Below are 17,373 nucleotides of genomic sequence, written 5' to 3' on the forward strand. Positions count from 1 at the left end.
CCCCCGCCTCCTGCTGGTCGCGAGCCCCATGGGCAAGCACCTCTACACCAAGCTCGGCTGGCACCCCATCACCCGCCTGCTGATCACGACGGTCGTGTGAGACCCGAGAGCCCCACACGACCGCCCGCCGATCACAGCTGCGCGCGAACCTTCTTCGCCGCAGCCACCATGTGCGTCAACGCGGCCTCAACCTCGGCATAGCCACGCGTCTTCAGACCACAGTCCGGGTTCGCCCACAACCGCTCCGCCGGAATCACCCGCACCGCGGCGGACAACAACTCCACGACCTCGTCCTCACCCGGAACACGCGGCGAGTGGATGTCATACACACCAGGCCCGACACCCCGGCCATAACCAACGGCCCGCAGATCGTCGAGCACCTCCATCTTCGACCGCGCGGCCTCGATCGTCGTGACGTCCGCGTCCAAACCGTCGATCGCGGAGATCACGTCACCGAACTCCGAGTAGCACAGGTGCGTGTGGATCTGCGTGCTGTCCGCAGCACCCGCCGTCGCCAACCGGAACGACTCCACCGCCCAGTCCAGGTACTCCTTGCGATCCTGCTCCCGCAACGGCAGCAACTCCCGCAGCGCCGGCTCATCCACCTGCACCACGGCGATCCCCGCCGCTTCGAGATCACGGACCTCGTCCCGCAGCGCCAGCGCAACCTGACGCGCCGTCTCACCCAAAGGCTGGTCATCACGCACGAACGACCACGCCAAGATCGTCGTCGGACCCGTCAGCATCCCCTTCACCGGACGCTCCGACCGCGACTGCGCGTACTCCGCCCACTCCACCGTCATCGGCTCCGGCCGCGACACGTCACCGAACAGGATCGGCGGACGCACACACCGCGAACCGTAGGACTGGACCCACCCGAACTCCGTCGCCGCGAAACCGTCCAACAGCTCCGCGAAGTACTGCACCATGTCATTGCGCTCCGGCTCACCGTGCACCAGAACGTCAAGACCGATGGACTCCTGCAACCGCACCACGCGCTCGATCTCCGCGCGCATCAACCGGCGGTACTCGTTCGGACCCAACCGCCCAGCCCGGAAATCCGCCCGTGCCTTGCGAATCTCCCCCGTCTGCGGGAACGACCCGATCGTCGTCGTCGCCAGCGGCGGCAGGTTCAACCGCTCCTGCTGAGCCCTCGCCCGCGTCGCGTACTCAGCCCGACGCGCATCCTCCGGCCGCAACGCCTCAACACGAGCCCGCACCCGGTCATTGCGACCACTGCGCACCCGAACAGCCTCAGCCGCGGCAGCCAGCTCATCGGCCACCCCGTCCGTGCCCTCGCGCAACGCACGCCCGAGCAACACGACCTCAGCGAGCTTCTGCCGCGCGAAAGCCAGCCGCGGCCGCACCTCCGGGTCCAAGTTCGGCTCAGCGTCAACGTCGTACGGCACGTGCAGCAACGAACACGACGTCGACACCTCAACCCGCGCAGCCGACCCCAACAGCGTCGCGCACTTCGCCAACGCGCTGTTCAGATCGGTCCGCCACACGTTGCGGCCGTCAACAACACCCGCCACAACCGTCTTGCCCTGCAACGCCGTCACCGAAGCGATCCCGTCAAGACCACCCGCGACCAGATCGACCGCGATCGCCTCGACCGGGCTCCCCGCCAGCACCGACAACGCCGGACCCAACGTCCCGAAGTACGACGCAGCAAGGATCTTCGGCCGATTGGCCAGCTTGCCCAACCGCTCGTACGCCGTCGCCAACGCCGCCAGCTCGACCGGACTCCGATCAGCGCAGAACGCCGGCTCGTCCAGCTGAACCCACTCGACACCCGCCTCCGCCAACGACGCCAACAGCGCCTCGTACGCGTCGAGCACCCGGTCCAACAGGCCCAGCGGAGCGAAACCCTCCTGCGAAGCCTTCGACAGCAACAGGAACGTCACCGGCCCGATCACCACCGGCCGCGTGGTCACACCCTGCCCAAGAGCCTCCTGGTACTCCCGCAACGGCTTGTTGTCCGCCACCGAGAACACCGAATCCGGACCCAACTCCGGCACCAGGTAGTGGTAGTTCGTGTCGAACCACTTCGTCATCTCCAACGGCGGAACGGCGTCGTTGCCGCGCGCCATCGCGAAGTACGTGTCCACATCGGACAGACCAAGACCGCGGTACCGCTCAGGAACCGCACCCAACATCACCGCGGTGTCCAGCATCTGGTCGTAGTACGAGAACGTGTTGCCAGGAAGCGAATCCAACCCCGACGCGGCCAGCTCCGCCCACGTCTGCGCACGCAGATCCGAGGCCACCGACTCCAACGCCGCAACAGACGTCCGACCCGCCCAGTAGTCCTCAAGAGCACGCTTCAGCTCACGCCGCGGACCGATCCGCGGATACCCGAGCACGGTGCTTCCAACGTTCACAGCTCTCTCCTCGCGAGCTCGCGCTGACGAGCCACCACGGACCCACGAGCGCACGCGAGGACAGACGCCCGCCAAGAAGACAAGACGCCGCCGTCCGCACAGGCCACCCGCGAGGCCGTAGGACCCACGCACACCCTCGGTGCGCGTACCGGTGGCAGGTCTTCGGACTCACGGGCGGCTCCGGCTCAACACCGGCTCTCCTACTGGCCGTCGCTTCCCAGACCCTCGCGGACCCAGTGCTCATGACGGCGGTCGTTCCCGTTCACCGCTGCGGGGCAGTCCCGGATTCCCACCGGGTTCCCTCTTGCGACGACCGCCCTGGATGGACGGCCGAACCACCAGCGACGCCGACCCTAGCGGACAGCCAGCCCGAGTTCACCATCCCCGAGCCACGCGAAGCACCGCTGCACCGACAACCGGTCGACGTCCTCCAGGCGCCCAGGACTCCACCTCGGCTCCCGGTCCTTGTCGATGATCGCCGCCCGGATGCCCTCCACCAGGTCCGGCCGCTCCAGCAGCGCACACGCCACCCGGTACTCCAAGTCGAGGCATTCACCCAGATCATCGAGCACCTTCGCCGCCCGCAACGCCTGCAACGTCACCTTCACCGACGTCGGCGACTTCCCCAGCAGCTCCTTCGCCGCGGCCTCCCCCGCCGCCACCCCGCTGGTCGCCAACCGGCTCGCGATCTCCTCGACCGAATCCGCCGAGTAGCACGGATCGATCCACCGCCGCTGCTCCGCCAGCTCGCTCGGCGGCGGCTCCTCGGCGAACGCCCGCACGTCCAGCTCGCCCCCGAGCAACGCCTCGACCAGCTCCGGCAGCCGCTCCGAGCGCACGAAGTGATCCGCCAAGCCCAGGTGAACCGCATCCGCCCCCGACAACCGCGCCGCAGTCAGGGCCGCGTGCGTGCCCAACTCACCAGGCGCGCGCGAGAGCAGGAACGTCCCGCCCACGTCCGGCACGAACCCGATGCCGACCTCCGGCATGCCGACGACCGAGCGCTCCGTGACCACGCGGACGCTGCCGTGCCCGGAGACCCCGACGCCGCCGCCCATCACGATCCCGTCCATCAGCGCGATGTACGGCTTCGGGAACTGCGAGATCCGGTGGTTGAGCAGGTACTCCTCGCGCCAGAAGGTCTTCGGCCCGTCCTGCCCAGCCTTCGCATGCTCGTAAATGCCCCGGATGTCCCCACCAGCGCACAGCCCGCGCTCACCGGCTCCGTCGATCAGCACCGCGCGGACCGCGTCGTCGCTCGCCCAGTCGCCCAGCGCCGCGTAGATCTCGCGCACCATCCCCGGCGTCAACGCGTTCAGCGTCTTCGGCCGGTTCAGCGTGATCCGCCCCAGCCCCCGCTCGACCCGCAGCAGCACGTCACTCATGCCACCAACCCTATCGACGGCCTTCTCCCGTCTTGGCGGGGTTGGTTCTTCCCTGTTTGTGCATTAATTTCACTCAACACTGAAGCCATTGTGGCAAGAAAGATATTTCGGCGCGCAGAGCTGACGGCGAGTCGTTTGAGCAGGTCAGCGCATGGCGCTAGGAGCGATTCCGCGCACTCGCTTGAACGCCGCGCTGAAGGCGAAGCCATCCGCGTAGCCGACGCGGCGGGCCACCGAGGCCACGGTGCTGCCCGGCTCGACGAGGAGGTCCGCGGCGAGGTCCATGCGCCAGCCGGTGAGGTAGGTCAGCGGGGGCTCCCCCACCAGCGCGGTGAAGCGCTTCGCCAGCGCGGCCCTGGACACCCCGGCCTCGGAGGCGAGCGAAGCGACGGTCCACGTGCGCGCCGGATCGGAGTGCAGGGCACGAAGTGCTTGCCCCACAACGGGATCGCTCTGCGCGTGGTACCACGCCGGAGAATCGCCGTCGGGCCGGTCGAACCACGCGCGCAGCGTGCACACCAGCAGCCAGTCGAGCAGGCGGTCCAGCACCACCTGCTGCCCGGGGCGGTCGGCGGCCGCCTCCTCGGCGATGAAGCGGAGCACGGCGTCGTCACCTTCGTTGCACTCCTCGGGCGCGACGAGCACGGGCGGCAACGCCGCGAGCAGGCGCCTGCCGACTCCGCGCTCAAAGGTGTACGCGCCGACGACCATCGCGGTGGCGCCGTCGTTGAGAGTACTGGAACATGTTGTGGCGCAACGGATGTCGAGCGCGTCATCGATGACGCGGTTCGGGTCGTCGACGATCTCGAACGGAGCCGGGCCGCGCACGATCACGGTGCCGCGCGGCGGGATGTGCGTGCGCTCGCCGTCCGCGGCGATGAGCCACCCCGAGCCGTTGATCATCGTGCACATCGTCAGCGACGCGCCGTCGACGAAGCGCAGCGCCCACGGCGAGGTCAGCACCGTCCGGCCGAACAGCGCGCCGTCCGCCCGCACCCCGCGAAACAGGTCTCCGAATGCGTCCACTCCCCCACCGTAGACGATGACGCATGGTTTGGAGCGCATTCGCCATGGAACGTCCACGTGCAGCGCGGTTGGCTGAGCCCATGACAGCCAGCGTGAACCTCGTCCTCGGCGGCACCGGCAAGACCGGCCGCCGCGTCGTCTCCCGCCTGCGCGAGCTGGGCCTGCCGGTCCGCCCGCTCTCCCGCTCCACCGAGATCCCCTTCGACTGGGCGGACCGCGGCACCTGGGGGCCCGCGGTCGAAGGCGGCGGCGCGCTCTACCTCGTCCCGCCGCCCGACGTCGACAGCGCGCACGAGTTCGTCCAGCTCGCGGTCGCCGCGGGCGTGCGGCGGATCGTCGTGCTGTCCGCACGCGGAGCGGACCTCTACCACTTCGACGCGATCGTGAGCGCCGAGCGGGCGGCTCGCGAGTCCGGTGTGGAGTGGACGATCCTGCAGCCCAACCACTTCTTCCAGAACTTCAGCGAGGACGTCCTGCGCGATCCGGTCCTGGCGGGGGAGGTCGTGCTGCCGACCGGCGACCACCCCGATCCGATGGTGGACGCGGAGGACATCGCCGAGGTCGCGGTCACCGCGCTCACCCAGGAGGGCCACGCCGGGCGAACCCACGTGCTGACCGGCCCGCGCGGGATCTCCTTCGCCGAGGCCACCGCGATCGTCGCCGAGCAGAGCGGCCGGGCGATCAGCTACAAGGAGGTCTCCGGCCCGGAGTACGTGGACCACCTTGTGGCGCAGGGCTTTCCAGCGGATGCCGCGGAGGTGCTGCGCATCGTGTTCGAGGCGGTCCGCGAAGGCACGATCACCGGGGCCACCGGCGACGTCGAGCGCGTTCTCGGTCGCCCGCCAAGGGATTTCGAGTCTTACGTCCGCCGCTCGCTGGACAGCTGGGCGTAGTTCCGCCCCTGGCGAACTGAGGGCACCACGGGCCCGCGCGCTGCCTACCCTCGCCAGCATGGAGATCGTCGAGGTGCTGCCCGACCTGCACATGGTCCGGCTGGCGTTCGGCCAGGCATACCTCTGGCAGGACAGCGATTCCGTGACGCTGGTCGACACCGGGGTCGCGGGCTCCGGAGCGGAGCTGGCCGAGGCCGTGCGCGCGCTCGGCCGCTCCGTCGACGAGGTCGACCACGTGGTGCTGACCCACTTCCACGAGGACCACGCGGGCGGCGCCTCGGAGGTCAACACCTGGCCGAACGCCCGCGTCCACGCACACCGGGCGGATGAGCCGTTCATCACCGGCGTACTCCCCGGCCCTCCCCCAGTGATCACGGAGGACTGGGAGCGCGCGCTGCACCAACAGATCACGCCGGGTCTTCCCGCTGCTCCCCCGGCGCGCGTGGACGTGACGCTCGCCGGCGGCGAGGTGCTGCCCTTCGGCGGTGGAGCGCACGTGCTGCACCTGCCCGGCCACACCGACGGCAGCGTCGCGCTCCACCTCCCCCACCACGACGTGCTGTTCACCGGCGACACGATGGCCAACGTCGGCCAGGTGACGCCCGGCGTGTTCAACCTCGACGCCGCGCGCCTGCTGGATTCCGTGAAAGCGTTGGTGCGGCTCGATCCCAGGACCGTCCTCTTCGGACACGGCGAGCCGTTGGATCAGGGCTTCGACAGCGCCGCCAAGCGCCTCAGCGCCTCCTCGGACTCCGATCCGGGCGGCGCCGTGTAGGCCACGACGATCGTGTCAGGATCGCTCGGCAACGTCATCGACTCGTAGTCCAGGGTCAGTTCGCCGACCTCGGCGTGCCGGAAGACCTTGCTGCCGTGGACCTTCTCCTGCACGTTGTGCCCGGCCCACCACTGCCGGAACTGTTCACTGTGGACGGACAGCTCGCCGACCAGCGCGGCCAGCCGGGTGTCGTCCGGATACCGCCCGGCGTCCAGGCGGAGGTAGGCCACGACCTCGCGGGCCACCTTCTCCCACTTCGGGTACAGCTCCTGGCTGCGCGGGTCCATGAAGATGATCCACGGCATGTTCCGCCGCTCCGGCTCGCGCGCGCCGAAGTCCCCCATGAGCGCGCACGCCAGGTCGTTCCACGCCAGAACATCCATCCGCCGCCCCAGCACGAACGCGGGCACGCCGGTCATCGCGTCCAGCAGGCGCTGCACCGGCTCCCGCACCTGGCGCGGCGCCACCGCCACACGGCCGGGGCGGGCGAGGTTGTGCAGGTGCTCGCGCTCCGAGGCCGTGAGCCGCAACGCGCCCGCCAGCGAGTCGAGCACGGTCAGCGACACGTTGATCGGCCGTCCCTGCTCCAGGCGCACGTAGTAGTCCACGCTCACCCCCGCCAGCGGCGCCAGCTCCTCCCGGCGCAGCCCGGGCACCCGGCGACGCCCGCCGAAGCTGCGCAGCCCGACGTCCTGCGGGCTGAGGCGAGCCCGGCGCGAACGCAGGAACTCCCCCATCTCGGCTCGATGCTCCACCCGACGAAGTATGGCCGTCCTGCGCGTGGTGGTCCTGGTACTCCCGGTCCCAGGACCACCACGCGCAGGCGGGGGCGTTAGAACAGCAGGTGCTTCCAGGTGTCGGCGGTGGCGACGCCGTCGGCGCGGAGTCCGCTGCGCGCCTGGAAGTTCCGCACGCCGGTGGCGGTGTTGCCGTCGAGGACGCCGTCGGAGCGGTTGGCCACCCCGTGCGCGGTCAACAGCAGTTGCAGCGCGCGGACCACGTCGCCGCGCTCCCCCACCTTCACCGGCGCGGTGATCAACGGCCAGGTCTCGGCGCCGACGAGGCCGCTGACGGGAATGCCGTGCTTGGCTTCGAGCCGGCGCGCGGCGGCGTCCAGCTCCTGGTCGTAGACGCCGGTCAGCGGGACGGAGGTCTCGCCGATGGCGCGGAACAGGTGCTGCGCGACCAGCACGCGCTCACCGGTGTCACCTGGCTGGAGCAGCCGCCAGGTGACCGGGTCGGGCTCGGCGGCCCGGCCCAGCGCACGGGCGACGGCGGTGCGCAGCTCGGGCAGGCGCGCGTAGAGGGTGTTGCCAGGGCACGCGGTGTTGTTGTAGTCGCGGTGGCCGAAGATCTGCGACGACGCGATGCCGTGCTTCTGGCACATGTACGCGCACAGCTGCACGAGCGAGTTCCACTGCGCGGTGGTGGGGCCGACGCTGGTGTAGAGGCCCTCGTTCTCGATGCCGAAGGCGACGTCGTTCTGCCCGCTGGTGTGCGCGCTGGAGACGTGCTTGTTGCCGCTGTTGAGCGCTTCGAGGCTGCGGTGGCGTCCCTCGGTGAGGTAACCGCCGCGGCTGTTGGTGAAGTGCTGGCCGGTGTCCAGCCAGCCGTTGACGTCCATGTGGTGGTTCTGGATGGACCTCGACAGCGCGAAGGCGTGCGCCTGGCTGAAGTCGTTGCTGTTCGCGGTGGCGGTGTGGTGAATGATGATCTTCGCGGTGCGCCGGGCGAGCACGCTGATGGCGGCGCTGTTGGCGCGCGCCCCCCAGACCCCGGTTCCGGCGATGGCCGGGGCGGCCGCGGCCTCGCGCACCGATGCGAGCGCGGGCGAGGCGCCGACCAGGCCGAGTGCGGTGAGGGTGAGCCCGCTGCCGAGCAGGGTGCGGCGCGCGAGAATCGGTTCCATGGCGGTTACTCCTCGGATTGGGGGCAGGGAACCCCAAACGGATGAGGTAGGCGTCCAACACGTTCCGCGCGGTACCGGGTTTCAAGCAAGGCCCTTTAGACGGATTCTTTCGGTCAGCCGTCACAATTTGGTTAATCGATGACGGTTTGAGATCGTCAATACATGCTTGTTTCCCCTTACCAGGCCGCTGACCAGCAGGAAGTACTCGCCGTCTTCGACAGCAACGTGCCGAAGTACTTCGCTGAGGCCGAGCGCGCCGAGTTCCTGGAGTTCCTCGACGGCTTCGCCGACCACTACCTGGTGGGCCGGGAAGAAGGCAAGGTCGTCGCCTGCGGGGGCCACGCGCCGCGCCGGGACGACCCGACCACGTGGACCCTCTGCTGGGGCATGGTCACCGCGTCGCAGCACCGGCGCGGTCTCGGCGCTCAGCTGCTCCGGCTGCGGTTGGACGCGATCGCCGCGACCGGCCCCGCGACGGTGCTCCTGGGGACGAGCCAGCACAGCGCGGGGTTCTTCGAGCGCTTCGGCTTCGTGACGGAGAACGTGGTCCCGGATGGCTTCGCGCCTGGCATCGACCAGTACGACATGCGCCTGCGACTGTGACCCGCATGCGCAAGGCTCTCGTGATCACGGCCGTGGTCGTCCTCATCGCCGGGATCGGCGTCTTCGGGCTCTACCAGCTCACCAACTCCCGCACCTACCAGCTCTTCGGCGAGCTGGTGCACCGCGTGCAGACGCCGGAGAAGGTCGTGGCGCTGACCCTCGACGACGGGCCGACCGACCTCGCCCCTGAGGTGCTGCGCCAGCTGGCCGAGCTGCGCGTGCCCGCGACCTTCTACCTCAACGGCAGCGACCTCGCCGCACGGCCCCACCTGGGCAAACAGATCCGCGTGGCGGGCCACGAGCTGGCCAACCACAGCTACTCCCACCAGCGGATGGCCCTCGTCGGCCCGGAGTTCGTGCGGCGCGAGGTCGAGGACACCGACCGGGAGCTGCGCGCGGCCGGGCAGGACGGGGAGATCACTTTCCGGCCGCCGTTCGGCAAGAAGCTGTGGACGCTGCCGAGCTACCTCGCCGAGCACAACCGCGTCACCGTTATGTGGGACGTGGAGCCGGACTCCGGGGTGGACCACGACGCCGCCACGATCGTGCGGACCACGCTGGAGCAGACCCGTCCCGGTTCGATCATCCTGATGCACGTGATGTACCCGAGCCGGGCCCAGTCGCGCGCCGCGATCCCCGGCATCGTCAGCGGGCTGCGCGAACAGGGGTATCGGTTCGTTACCGTGTCGGAGCTGCTCAAGCTCGGGAAATAGGTATTTTCTGATCATGTCCTCGGTCGGCAACCGCCTCGTCGAGTCCACAAAGGACCACGCGGCGGCGTGCTGGCCGGAGCACGACTGGTCGGTGGCCCGCTACCGGCACGGCGCCTTCCACGACGTGCTCGTGCTGCCCGAGGTGGTCGCCAGGATCGCCACCGACGCCGAGCGCGTCGCCCGCGAGCACCGCACCGCCCAGCTGCTCAACGGCATCGAGCTCCCGTTCGCCGTGCCGAAGCCGCTGTCGGAGCCGCGCACGCACGACGGGCGCACCGGAGTGCTGGTGTCGCGGCTGGCCGGGCAGTTCCACCCCGACATCCCGTGGGCCGAGGCGGCGGCGGAGTTCGCGGAAGCGCTCGACGCGCTGTCCTCGATCACACCGCCGCCCGGTCTGCCCGCACCGCGCGTGTGGTGCGGCGGCGAGCGCTGGCCCGCCGTGGTGATGGACGACCTGGTGCCGCTGCTGCCCAGGGACCTCCGCGACACCGCCGCCGAGATCGTCGCGGCCGTGATCGTCACCGAGTTCCGCGCCCCCGTCCGCCTCGTGCACGGTGACTTCGGGCCGCACAACCTGTTGTGGCGCGACGGAAGGATCAGCGGGCTCTTCGACTGGGACCACCTCTGCGCCGGAGACCCCGCGATCGACCTCGCTCCGCTCGTGGGGATCTACGGTGCCGCGCACGTCGCGGAGATCACCGACCCCGTCACGCTCGACCGCGCCATGACGCACCGCGCGACGCTGTCCCTCCAGGTCGCCGCGGCCGGTCAGCTCGCTGGCAACCCGGCACTGCGCGAGCACGCGCTGAACAACTTCGTCACCCGGGCCCGCGCCGAGACCCTTCGCGATCCAGGCACCGGTTAATCCCCGTGCTCGCAGGGCACGGGGCGCATAGGGTCGCGCCCATGAGGGACCTGACACAGCTGCCCAAGGCCCACCTGCACGTGCACCTGGAGAGCACGATCCGGTGGCAGACGCTGCACGAGATCGGCGCGGCCAACGGGGTCGAGGTCCCCGCGCACCTCGGCGACGGCAGCACGAGCTTCACCGGTTTCCGCGAGTTCGCCGACGCCAACTCGATCATCCGCAGCTGCCTGCTGCGCCCGGAGGACTTCACCAGGATCGCCGTGGAGTTCTGCGAGGACGAGGCCGCGCAGGGCACCCGCTACGTCGAGGTCACCTTCACCGCCGCGGCGCACGGCGAACGGCTCGGCGACCTGGAGATGCCGCTCGAAGCCGTGCTGCGCGGGCTCGACGAGGGCCAGCGCCGCAACGACATCGTCTGCCGGGTGATCCTGGACCACTCGCGCAGGCGCTCCGTCGACCGCGCGTGGAACACCCTCAAGCTCGCCAAGGCCCACGATGCGGTGATCGGCATCGGCATGGCGGGCGAGGAGAGCTACCCGCTCGCCCCGTTCGTCGAGGTGATCGCCGCGGCCAAGGAGGCGGGACTGGAGCTGCTGCACCACGCCGGCGAGGACTGCGGCGCGGACAGCATCCGCGAGGCGCTCCACAGTGGACAGACCGCGCGCCTCGGGCACGGCGTGCGCGTGCTCGACGACCCCTCGCTCGTCGCCGAGGTCCGCGACCGCGGTGTGCCGCTCGAAGTCTGCCCGTCCTCCAACGTGATCCTCGGCGTCGCTCCGTCGCTCGCCGCGCACCCGTTCCCCCGGCTCGTCGACGCCGGGCTGATCGTCACGCTCAACACCGACATCCCCAACATGATGGGTATCTCGCTGAGCGACGAGTACGCCCGCGTGCGCGACACCTTCGGCTACTCCGACACCGACATGGCCCGCTTCGCCCGCGCCGGGGTCGACGCGTCCTTCGCCCCCGAGCCCCTCAAGACCCGCCTCCACAACGAGATCACCCACTGGCTCGACCACCCCTAGGTCCCAGCCGCCGTTTCGCGTTTTGGCTACGTGTTGTGATTCGGGAGCGCTCTCATTCACAACGCGTTGCCAAAACGCGTTGCCAAAACGCGTGGGTGGGGGTGGGGTTAGCGGAGGGTGCGGGCGGCTGCGGCGAGGTCTTCGGGCTGAGCGCCAGCGACGAGCACGTGGGCGACGCCCAGCTCCGCCAGGCGCGCCAAGGCGTCGGACCACTGTTCGGCGGAACCGGAGAGGATGCCCGCTCCGACGTCCGTGCGCAGCACCACGGGCTTTCCGGCCGCGACCGCGATGTCGGCGGCGAGTGAGTCGAAGTCGTTGCGGTAGGGGTGAATCCCGTCGCCGACCCGCGCGGCACGACGAGCCCCGGCAGGCGTGGTGTAGCCGATGACGACCGGAATCCCGTTGCTCTGCAAGGGCTTCGGGCCGATGTCAGCGGCCGGGATCTCGTAGTGGGCACCGGAGTGCGTCACGGGGTCGGGCCCCCACACCGCGCGCATCGCCGCCACGTGGTCGTCCAGCGCGACCCCCGTGCGCTCACGCGGCACTCCGGCAACGGCGAACTCCTCGGCCATCCACCCCGAGGTCAGCCCGGCGATGACCCGGCCTTCGGAGAGCTGGTCCACCGTCGCGAGCCGCCGCGCCAGCAGCACGGGCGGGTGGTAGAGCGCGTTGATCGCGCTGGTGCCCAACAGGACGCGCTCGGTGCGCGCGGCGATGAAGGTCAGCGTCTCGATCGGGTCGAACACGCACGAGTACGCCTCGGCGGGCAGGGTCACCGGGACCGGCACGCCCGGCATGTCCACGGCCGCGTGCGGGCGCAGCCACCGGTCCATCACCCACACCGAGTCGAGCCCGGCGGCCTCCGCGCGCACGGCCTGCGCGACCAGTTCCCGCGCGTCCACGCGCGCCCCACCGTTGCCCAGAGCCAGTCCGACCAGCACCACGCACCTCCTCGGAGTGAGCGCAGGGTAGCCCACCGTCACATTCATGAAAAGACAAGACTCATAGCAACAACATTTCGGACAAGAGCGAAAAACAACATACATGAAGATCGCTTCAAGGAAACACTCGATCGTCGTATTCCAATTTCTCCAGACATCGCCGTAGCGTCGGCGTTTGCCAACACGCGCTCGACGAAATTCTGCACCCTTCGGACAGAGCCGAGGTTTTCTGATGACCAGCACGCGCACGTACCGGTTGGGCGCCGCGCCGGGTGGAATTCCCTTCCTGGGAAACGCCCTGCAAATTTTCCGAAACCCACTCACTTTTCTGCCTGACCTGCGCCACCGGGGCGACCTGGTCACGCTGAAGCTCGGCCGCGAGACCGTCTACATGGCCGTCACCCACGACGTGGTGCAGGAGGTCCTGCACAACCCGCGCGTCTTCGACAAGGGCGGCGAGTTCATCGAGAAGATGCGCCTGCTGCTCGGTGACGGGGTCGGCACGTGCAGCGTGACCACGCACAAGAGGCAGCGGCGGTTCATCCAGCCCGCCTTCCAGAAGGCCAAGCTCGAGCGCTACTCCACCGTCATGCAGGAGCGCGTCGGCGAGCTCATCGACTCCTGGCACGAGGGCCAGCGCGTCGACGTCGGCACCGAGCTGAGCAAGCTGACCGCGCGCGTCACCGCGCAGGCGATGTTCTCCTCCGACATCGGCGCCGACGCGATCGCCGAGGTCCAGCGCTGCTTCCCGGTGGTCTGGAAGGGCATCTACCGGCGGATGATCCTGCCGGTCCCGCTGCTGCACTCCGCGCCGACCAAGTCCAACAAGGCCTACCACGAGGCGCTTCAGGGCCTGGAGGGCGTGATCAGCGAGATGGTCGCGGCCTACCGCGCCGACCCGCGCAAGGACCGCGACGACATCCTCTCGATCCTGCTCTCGGCCAAGGACGAGGAGACCGGCGAAGGGCTCACCGACGAGGGCGTCCGCGATGAGCTGATGACCATCCTGGCCGCCGGGGTGGAGACTCCCGCCTCCGGCCTGACCTGGGCCTTCTACCTGCTCGGGCAGAACCCCGACGTCGAGCGCGAACTGCTCAAGGAGGTCGACGAGGTGCTCGGCGGGCGCACCGCGGGCTTCGACGACGTGGCCTCGCTGCCCTACACCACCCGGGTGGCCACCGAGGCGCTGCGCATGTACCCGCCGGTCTGGTTCATCACCCGCAGGACCACCCAGGACACCACCCTCGCCGGGCACCCGATTCCCGGCGGAACGAGCATCCTGTTCAGCCCGTACGCACTGCACCGCGATCCCGATCTCTTCTCCGACCCGGACGAGTTCATTCCTGACCGGTGGCTCCCGGAGAATGTCAGAAAATTGCCGAAAAACGCGCCGATCATGTTCAGCGGCGGCAGCAGGAAGTGCCTCGGCGACGTCCTCGCGAACCACGAGATGACGATTGCACTGGCCTCGATCGCGGCACGCTACCGATTGCGCCCGGTACCCGGCCACACCATTCGACCGGTGGCGAAGGCCGAATTGACCACGGGCCCGCTGCCCATGACCGTGGAGGGCCGAGGGTGACCCACACGGAGTCCCCGTCCGAGCTGCACCCGTGGCCGGAACCCGACCACCCGCTGCTGGCGATCACCCCCGTCGTCTCCGCGCACCGCGCGGAGCTGGAGCGGCACATCCTCGCCTGGGCCGACGACTACGACCTGCTGGACGACGCGCAGGCGCGGGCCAAGCTCGCGGGCACCCGGCTCGGTGAGCTGGTCGCCCGCTCCTACCCGCTGATCGAGCCGGAGCGCCTTCGCGCCGTCGCGGGCTGGTTCACCTGGGCCTTCGTCATCGACGACTGCTTCGACGGGGACAGCCTCGCCGGGAGTGATCACGACGCTGTGGCCGGTCGGATGCTGCTCGTGCTCACCCCAGACGCTTCGCGGGCGCCAGCGACCACGCGGCTGGACGCGCTGCTCTCCGAGGTCTGGCACGGCCTCGCCGCCGATCGGAGCCCGGCGTGGCGGATGCGCTTCAGCCTGCACATGACGCACTTCCTGGCCGCGTTCAAGTACGAGTCGCTCAACCGCGGCACCGGCCACACACCCGAACTGCGCGGCTACGCCCAGCTCCGGCGCTCCTCCGGCGGCATCACGCCGTCGCTGGACCTGCTGGAGGCCGCGACCGGGCGCGAGGTCCCCGCCCTGCTGCACGAGACCGACCAGCTCCGCGCGATGTACAACCACGCCGCCGACGTCGTGGTGTGGGTCAACGACATCGTGTCGCTGCGCAAGGAACTCGTGGCCGGGGAGACGACCAACGGCGTGCTCGTGCTCGCCCGCGAACGCGGCGGCGGCCTCCAGGACGCGGTCGACGCCGTCTACCGCAGAGTCGCTTGGCACGTCGAGGAGTTCCACCGCGCCGAGGCCGAGCTGGCGGCGATCTCCGACGACTGGCTGGGCCTGGGCGCGGCCGAACGCGCCGCGCTCGCGGACTTCACGCACGGGCTGCGGGCGTGGATGCGCGGCAATCTCGACTGGTCGCGCGGGACCCACCGCTACCAGGTGCCCGACGGGGTCCGGCTCAGCACGGACACCTCGCTGGTCAGGCCCCCGGGAGCACGACCCGGTAGTGGGTGGTGAGCCGGTTCTCCTCGTCGAGCACGTGGAAGGCCAGCCCGGGCGGCAGCTCGGTGCTGGCCGTCCCGTGCTCCCACGGCAGCAGTCCCGTCGACACCACGCCGGGCGCGACCAGCAACGGCCGCCCGGCGAAGGTCGTCGCGGCGGCCGCGTGCGCGTGCCCGCAGAGCACTCCGGCGACCCTCGGGTGCTTCTCGATCACCCGGGCCAGCCGGTCGGCGCCGCGCATGCCGAGCGCGTCGATGAACGGGTCGTGCAGCCGCACCGGCGGGTGGTGCACGCAGATCAGCGCGGGCGCCTCCGGGGAGACCTCGGTCAGCCGCTCGTCGAGCCAGGTGATCGTGTCGTCGTCCAGCAGGCCCTCGTCGCGGCCGGGGATCACCGAGTCGCACAGCAGGAACACCGCGCCGCCGACCTCGCGCACCCGGTTGATCGGCGAGTCCGTGCCGGTCGGGTCATCCCCTTCGGGATCGTCGGAGAAACCCTTGCGCAGCAACACTTCGCGGAAGTTGCTGCGCGCGTCGTGGTTGCCGGGGACGATCAGCACCGGCACGTCGGCGGAGAGCACCTCGCGCGCCAGCTCGTACTCGGCCTCGCTGCCGTGGTCGGTGATGTCACCGCTGACCACGATCGCGTCCACCGGCTCGGCGAGGCCCCTGATGTAGTCCATCACCGCCTTCGCCCGCCCGGTGGCGTGGTCCTCGCCGTCGAAGTGGGTGTCGCTGACGTGCGCGATGACGATCATCGGTCTCCCCCTCGGCAGGGTCAGGGCGTCAGAAGGCGGGCCACGGGATCGCGGGCCACTCGCCGGAGGGCTCCGGGAAGACGCCGGTCTCCAGCAACCGGGATATCCGGTCCTCGGTCGCCCGAACCTCCTTGCGCGTGAGGTGTTCGGCCAGCGACTCGCCGAGATCGCCCGCCAGCCGCTCGCGCAGCACCGTCAGCACCTCGGGCACCTGCTCCGGCAGCGGCTGGCCGACCCAGCCCCAGAGCACCGTGCGCAGCTTGTCCTCGTGGTGCAGGCAGATCCCGTGGTCCACGCCGTAGACCGCGCCGTCCTTGGCGTGCAGCACGTGCCCGCCCTTGCGGTCGGCGTTGTTGAGCACGACGTCCAGCACCGCGAGCAGCCGCGTGCTCGGGTGGTCGGCGTGCACGAGCACCGCCGGATCGCCGAAGCGGTCGTGCGCCTCCAGCACCGTGCGCCAGCCCTCGGGCACCGCGTCCGGGGAGATCACGTCGACGAGGTCGGCCTCGGGCTCGACGTCGACCCAGAGCTGGACCATGCCGGGCCCGAAGGGGCCGTCGCGCAGCACCGTCGGCGGGACCAGACCCCAGCCGGTCGCGTCGGAGACCAGGTAGCTGGCCACCTCGCGGCCGGCCAGGGTGCCGTCGGGGAAGTCCCACAGCGGGCGCTCGCCGCGGATCGGCTTGTAGACCGCCTCCGCGTGGACGCCCTCGTGGCTGATCGAGCCGAACAGCGTGGCGTTGGACGCGTCGACCAACCGCCCCTGCACCTCGATGCGGCCGTGCCGCACCAGCTCCAGCGCGCCCGGCTCGTCAGGGCGCACTACTCGTCGGCCTCGTCTGCCTCGGCGACCGCGTTCCTGCGGTAGCCGTTCTGCCGGGGGCAGATGTGACCGTCGGCGTCCAGCGGCCCGTTGCACAGCGGGCACGGCTTGCGCCCCGCCGCGACGACCCGCTCGGCCCGCTGGGCGAAGGCGCGCGCCAGCACCGGGGTGAGGAAGACCCGCACCGCGTCGGGCCCCTCCTCGGTGTCGTCGAGCACGACCGACTCGTCGACCTCCTCCTCGGTGACCGCGAGCAGCTCGATGACCACGGCGTGGGACTCCGCGTCCCAGCCGAGGCCCATGGTGCCCACGCGGAACTCCTCGTCCAGCGGCACTTCCAGCGGCTGGTTGTCGACGTTCTCGCCCGGGGTGGCGGCGGGCACCTCGGCGCCGAAGCGCCGCTGCACCTCCTCCAGCAACGCCCCCAGTCGTTCGGCGAGCACGGCGACCTGCTGTTTCTCCAGCGACACGCTCACCGTCCTGCCCTCCTCGGAGGCTTGCAGGTAGAAGACGCGGTCACCGGGCTGCCCGACCGTTCCTGCGACGAAACGGTCCGGCTCGCGAAAGAGATGAATGATCCTGGCCATGGCACCCTCGACCCTAGGTCACGAACGCCCTCCAGGCACATTCCCCCGCCCGATCCTTG

At 70.0% G+C, this 17,373-nt stretch carries 17 protein-coding genes and 1 riboswitch; of the genes, 8 read left to right on the plus strand and 9 right to left on the minus strand.

Going from position 1 to position 17,373, the window contains the following annotated elements; genetic code table 11:
• Positions 1–131 precede the first annotated feature (131 nt).
• The 3 genes from metE to CCN37_RS23550 form a co-directional block, all read right to left on the minus strand.
• Positions 132–2,384, minus strand: a complete 2,253-nt coding sequence (metE, locus tag CCN37_RS23540; protein WP_086824729.1) for a 5-methyltetrahydropteroyltriglutamate--homocysteine S-methyltransferase — start codon at positions 2,382–2,384, stop codon at positions 132–134.
• Between the two features lie 135 nt (positions 2,385–2,519).
• Positions 2,520–2,739: riboswitch (cobalamin riboswitch) on the minus strand.
• Positions 2,738–3,769, minus strand: coding sequence for an enoyl-CoA hydratase/isomerase family protein (locus CCN37_RS23545; protein WP_086824731.1), 1,032 nt, complete (start codon positions 3,767–3,769; stop codon positions 2,738–2,740). Its footprint overlaps the riboswitch before it by 2 nt.
• 144 nt (positions 3,770–3,913) lie before the next feature.
• Positions 3,914–4,795, minus strand: coding sequence for an AraC family transcriptional regulator (locus CCN37_RS23550; RefSeq protein WP_086824733.1), 882 nt, complete (start codon positions 4,793–4,795; stop codon positions 3,914–3,916).
• 80 nt (positions 4,796–4,875) lie between these two features.
• Between CCN37_RS23550 and CCN37_RS23555 the strand changes: the two genes are divergently transcribed.
• Positions 4,876–5,688, plus strand: coding sequence for an NAD(P)H-binding protein (locus tag CCN37_RS23555; RefSeq protein ID WP_086824735.1), 813 nt, complete (start codon positions 4,876–4,878; stop codon positions 5,686–5,688).
• Between the two features lie 58 nt (positions 5,689–5,746).
• On the plus strand, positions 5,747–6,463 hold the full coding sequence (locus CCN37_RS23560) for an MBL fold metallo-hydrolase (protein WP_086824737.1): 717 nt from the start codon (positions 5,747–5,749) through the stop codon (positions 6,461–6,463).
• Here CCN37_RS23560 and CCN37_RS23565 read toward each other — a convergent pair.
• Positions 6,394–7,218 carry a helix-turn-helix transcriptional regulator gene (locus tag CCN37_RS23565; RefSeq protein ID WP_210408174.1) on the minus strand — a complete coding sequence of 275 codons (825 nt, stop codon included), beginning with the start codon at positions 7,216–7,218 and terminating at the stop codon, positions 6,394–6,396. The two genes, CCN37_RS23560 and CCN37_RS23565, sit on opposite strands and share 70 nt — an antisense overlap.
• 77 nt (positions 7,219–7,295) lie before the next feature.
• The gene (locus CCN37_RS23570) at positions 7,296–8,372 is read right to left on the minus strand and encodes an N-acetylmuramoyl-L-alanine amidase (protein WP_086824740.1); all 1,077 of its coding nucleotides are present in this window, start codon (positions 8,370–8,372) and stop codon (positions 7,296–7,298) included.
• 162 nt (positions 8,373–8,534) lie between these two features.
• Between CCN37_RS23570 and CCN37_RS23575 the strand changes: the two genes are divergently transcribed.
• Genes CCN37_RS23575 through add form a run of 4 tightly spaced genes read left to right on the plus strand, consistent with a single transcriptional unit; the run spans position 8,535 to position 11,581 of the window.
• Complete coding sequence (locus CCN37_RS23575; protein ID WP_086824742.1) at positions 8,535–8,975, plus strand: GNAT family N-acetyltransferase; 441 nt, start codon at positions 8,535–8,537, stop codon at positions 8,973–8,975.
• Between the two features lie 5 nt (positions 8,976–8,980).
• Positions 8,981–9,688 (plus strand): polysaccharide deacetylase family protein, encoded by a 708-nt coding sequence (locus CCN37_RS23580; RefSeq protein WP_086824822.1) that lies wholly within the window; start codon positions 8,981–8,983, stop codon positions 9,686–9,688.
• 13 nt (positions 9,689–9,701) lie between these two features.
• Positions 9,702–10,553 (plus strand): phosphotransferase family protein, encoded by an 852-nt coding sequence (locus tag CCN37_RS23585; protein ID WP_086824744.1) that lies wholly within the window; start codon positions 9,702–9,704, stop codon positions 10,551–10,553.
• A gap of 41 nt (positions 10,554–10,594) precedes the next feature.
• Complete coding sequence (gene add / locus CCN37_RS23590) at positions 10,595–11,581, plus strand: adenosine deaminase (protein WP_086824746.1); 987 nt, start codon at positions 10,595–10,597, stop codon at positions 11,579–11,581.
• Positions 11,582–11,688: 107 nt separating this feature from the next.
• On the opposite strand, the gene CCN37_RS23595 is transcribed toward add, so the two are convergent.
• On the minus strand, positions 11,689–12,522 hold the full coding sequence (locus CCN37_RS23595; protein ID WP_168200819.1) for an LLM class flavin-dependent oxidoreductase: 834 nt from the start codon (positions 12,520–12,522) through the stop codon (positions 11,689–11,691).
• A 232-nt stretch (positions 12,523–12,754) separates the two neighbouring features.
• Between CCN37_RS23595 and CCN37_RS23600 the strand changes: the two genes are divergently transcribed.
• Positions 12,755–14,104 (plus strand): cytochrome P450, encoded by a 1,350-nt coding sequence (locus tag CCN37_RS23600; protein ID WP_086824750.1) that lies wholly within the window; start codon positions 12,755–12,757, stop codon positions 14,102–14,104.
• On the plus strand, positions 14,101–15,162 hold the full coding sequence (locus CCN37_RS40095; RefSeq protein ID WP_086824753.1) for a hypothetical protein: 1,062 nt from the start codon (positions 14,101–14,103) through the stop codon (positions 15,160–15,162). Before CCN37_RS23600 ends, CCN37_RS40095 begins: the two co-directional genes overlap by 4 nt.
• Here the strand turns inward: CCN37_RS40095 and CCN37_RS23610 are convergent.
• The 3 genes from CCN37_RS23610 to CCN37_RS23620 are packed head-to-tail and all read right to left on the minus strand — an operon-like array spanning position 15,125 to position 17,314.
• Complete coding sequence (locus tag CCN37_RS23610) at positions 15,125–15,904, minus strand: metallophosphoesterase (protein ID WP_086824755.1); 780 nt, start codon at positions 15,902–15,904, stop codon at positions 15,125–15,127. The genes CCN37_RS40095 and CCN37_RS23610 overlap by 38 nt on opposite strands.
• A gap of 28 nt (positions 15,905–15,932) precedes the next feature.
• Entirely contained in the window at positions 15,933–16,727 is a 795-nt protein-coding gene (locus CCN37_RS23615; RefSeq protein WP_086824757.1) for an SCO1664 family protein, read from the minus strand.
• Positions 16,727–17,314, minus strand: a complete 588-nt coding sequence (locus tag CCN37_RS23620; protein WP_086824759.1) for a DUF3090 domain-containing protein — start codon at positions 17,312–17,314, stop codon at positions 16,727–16,729. Before CCN37_RS23620 ends, CCN37_RS23615 begins: the two co-directional genes overlap by 1 nt.
• Between the last annotated feature and the right edge of the window lie 59 nt (positions 17,315–17,373).

The sequence above is a fragment of the Allokutzneria sp. NRRL B-24872 genome (assembly GCF_002155965.1).
GTDB lineage: Bacteria > Actinomycetota > Actinomycetes > Mycobacteriales > Pseudonocardiaceae > Allokutzneria.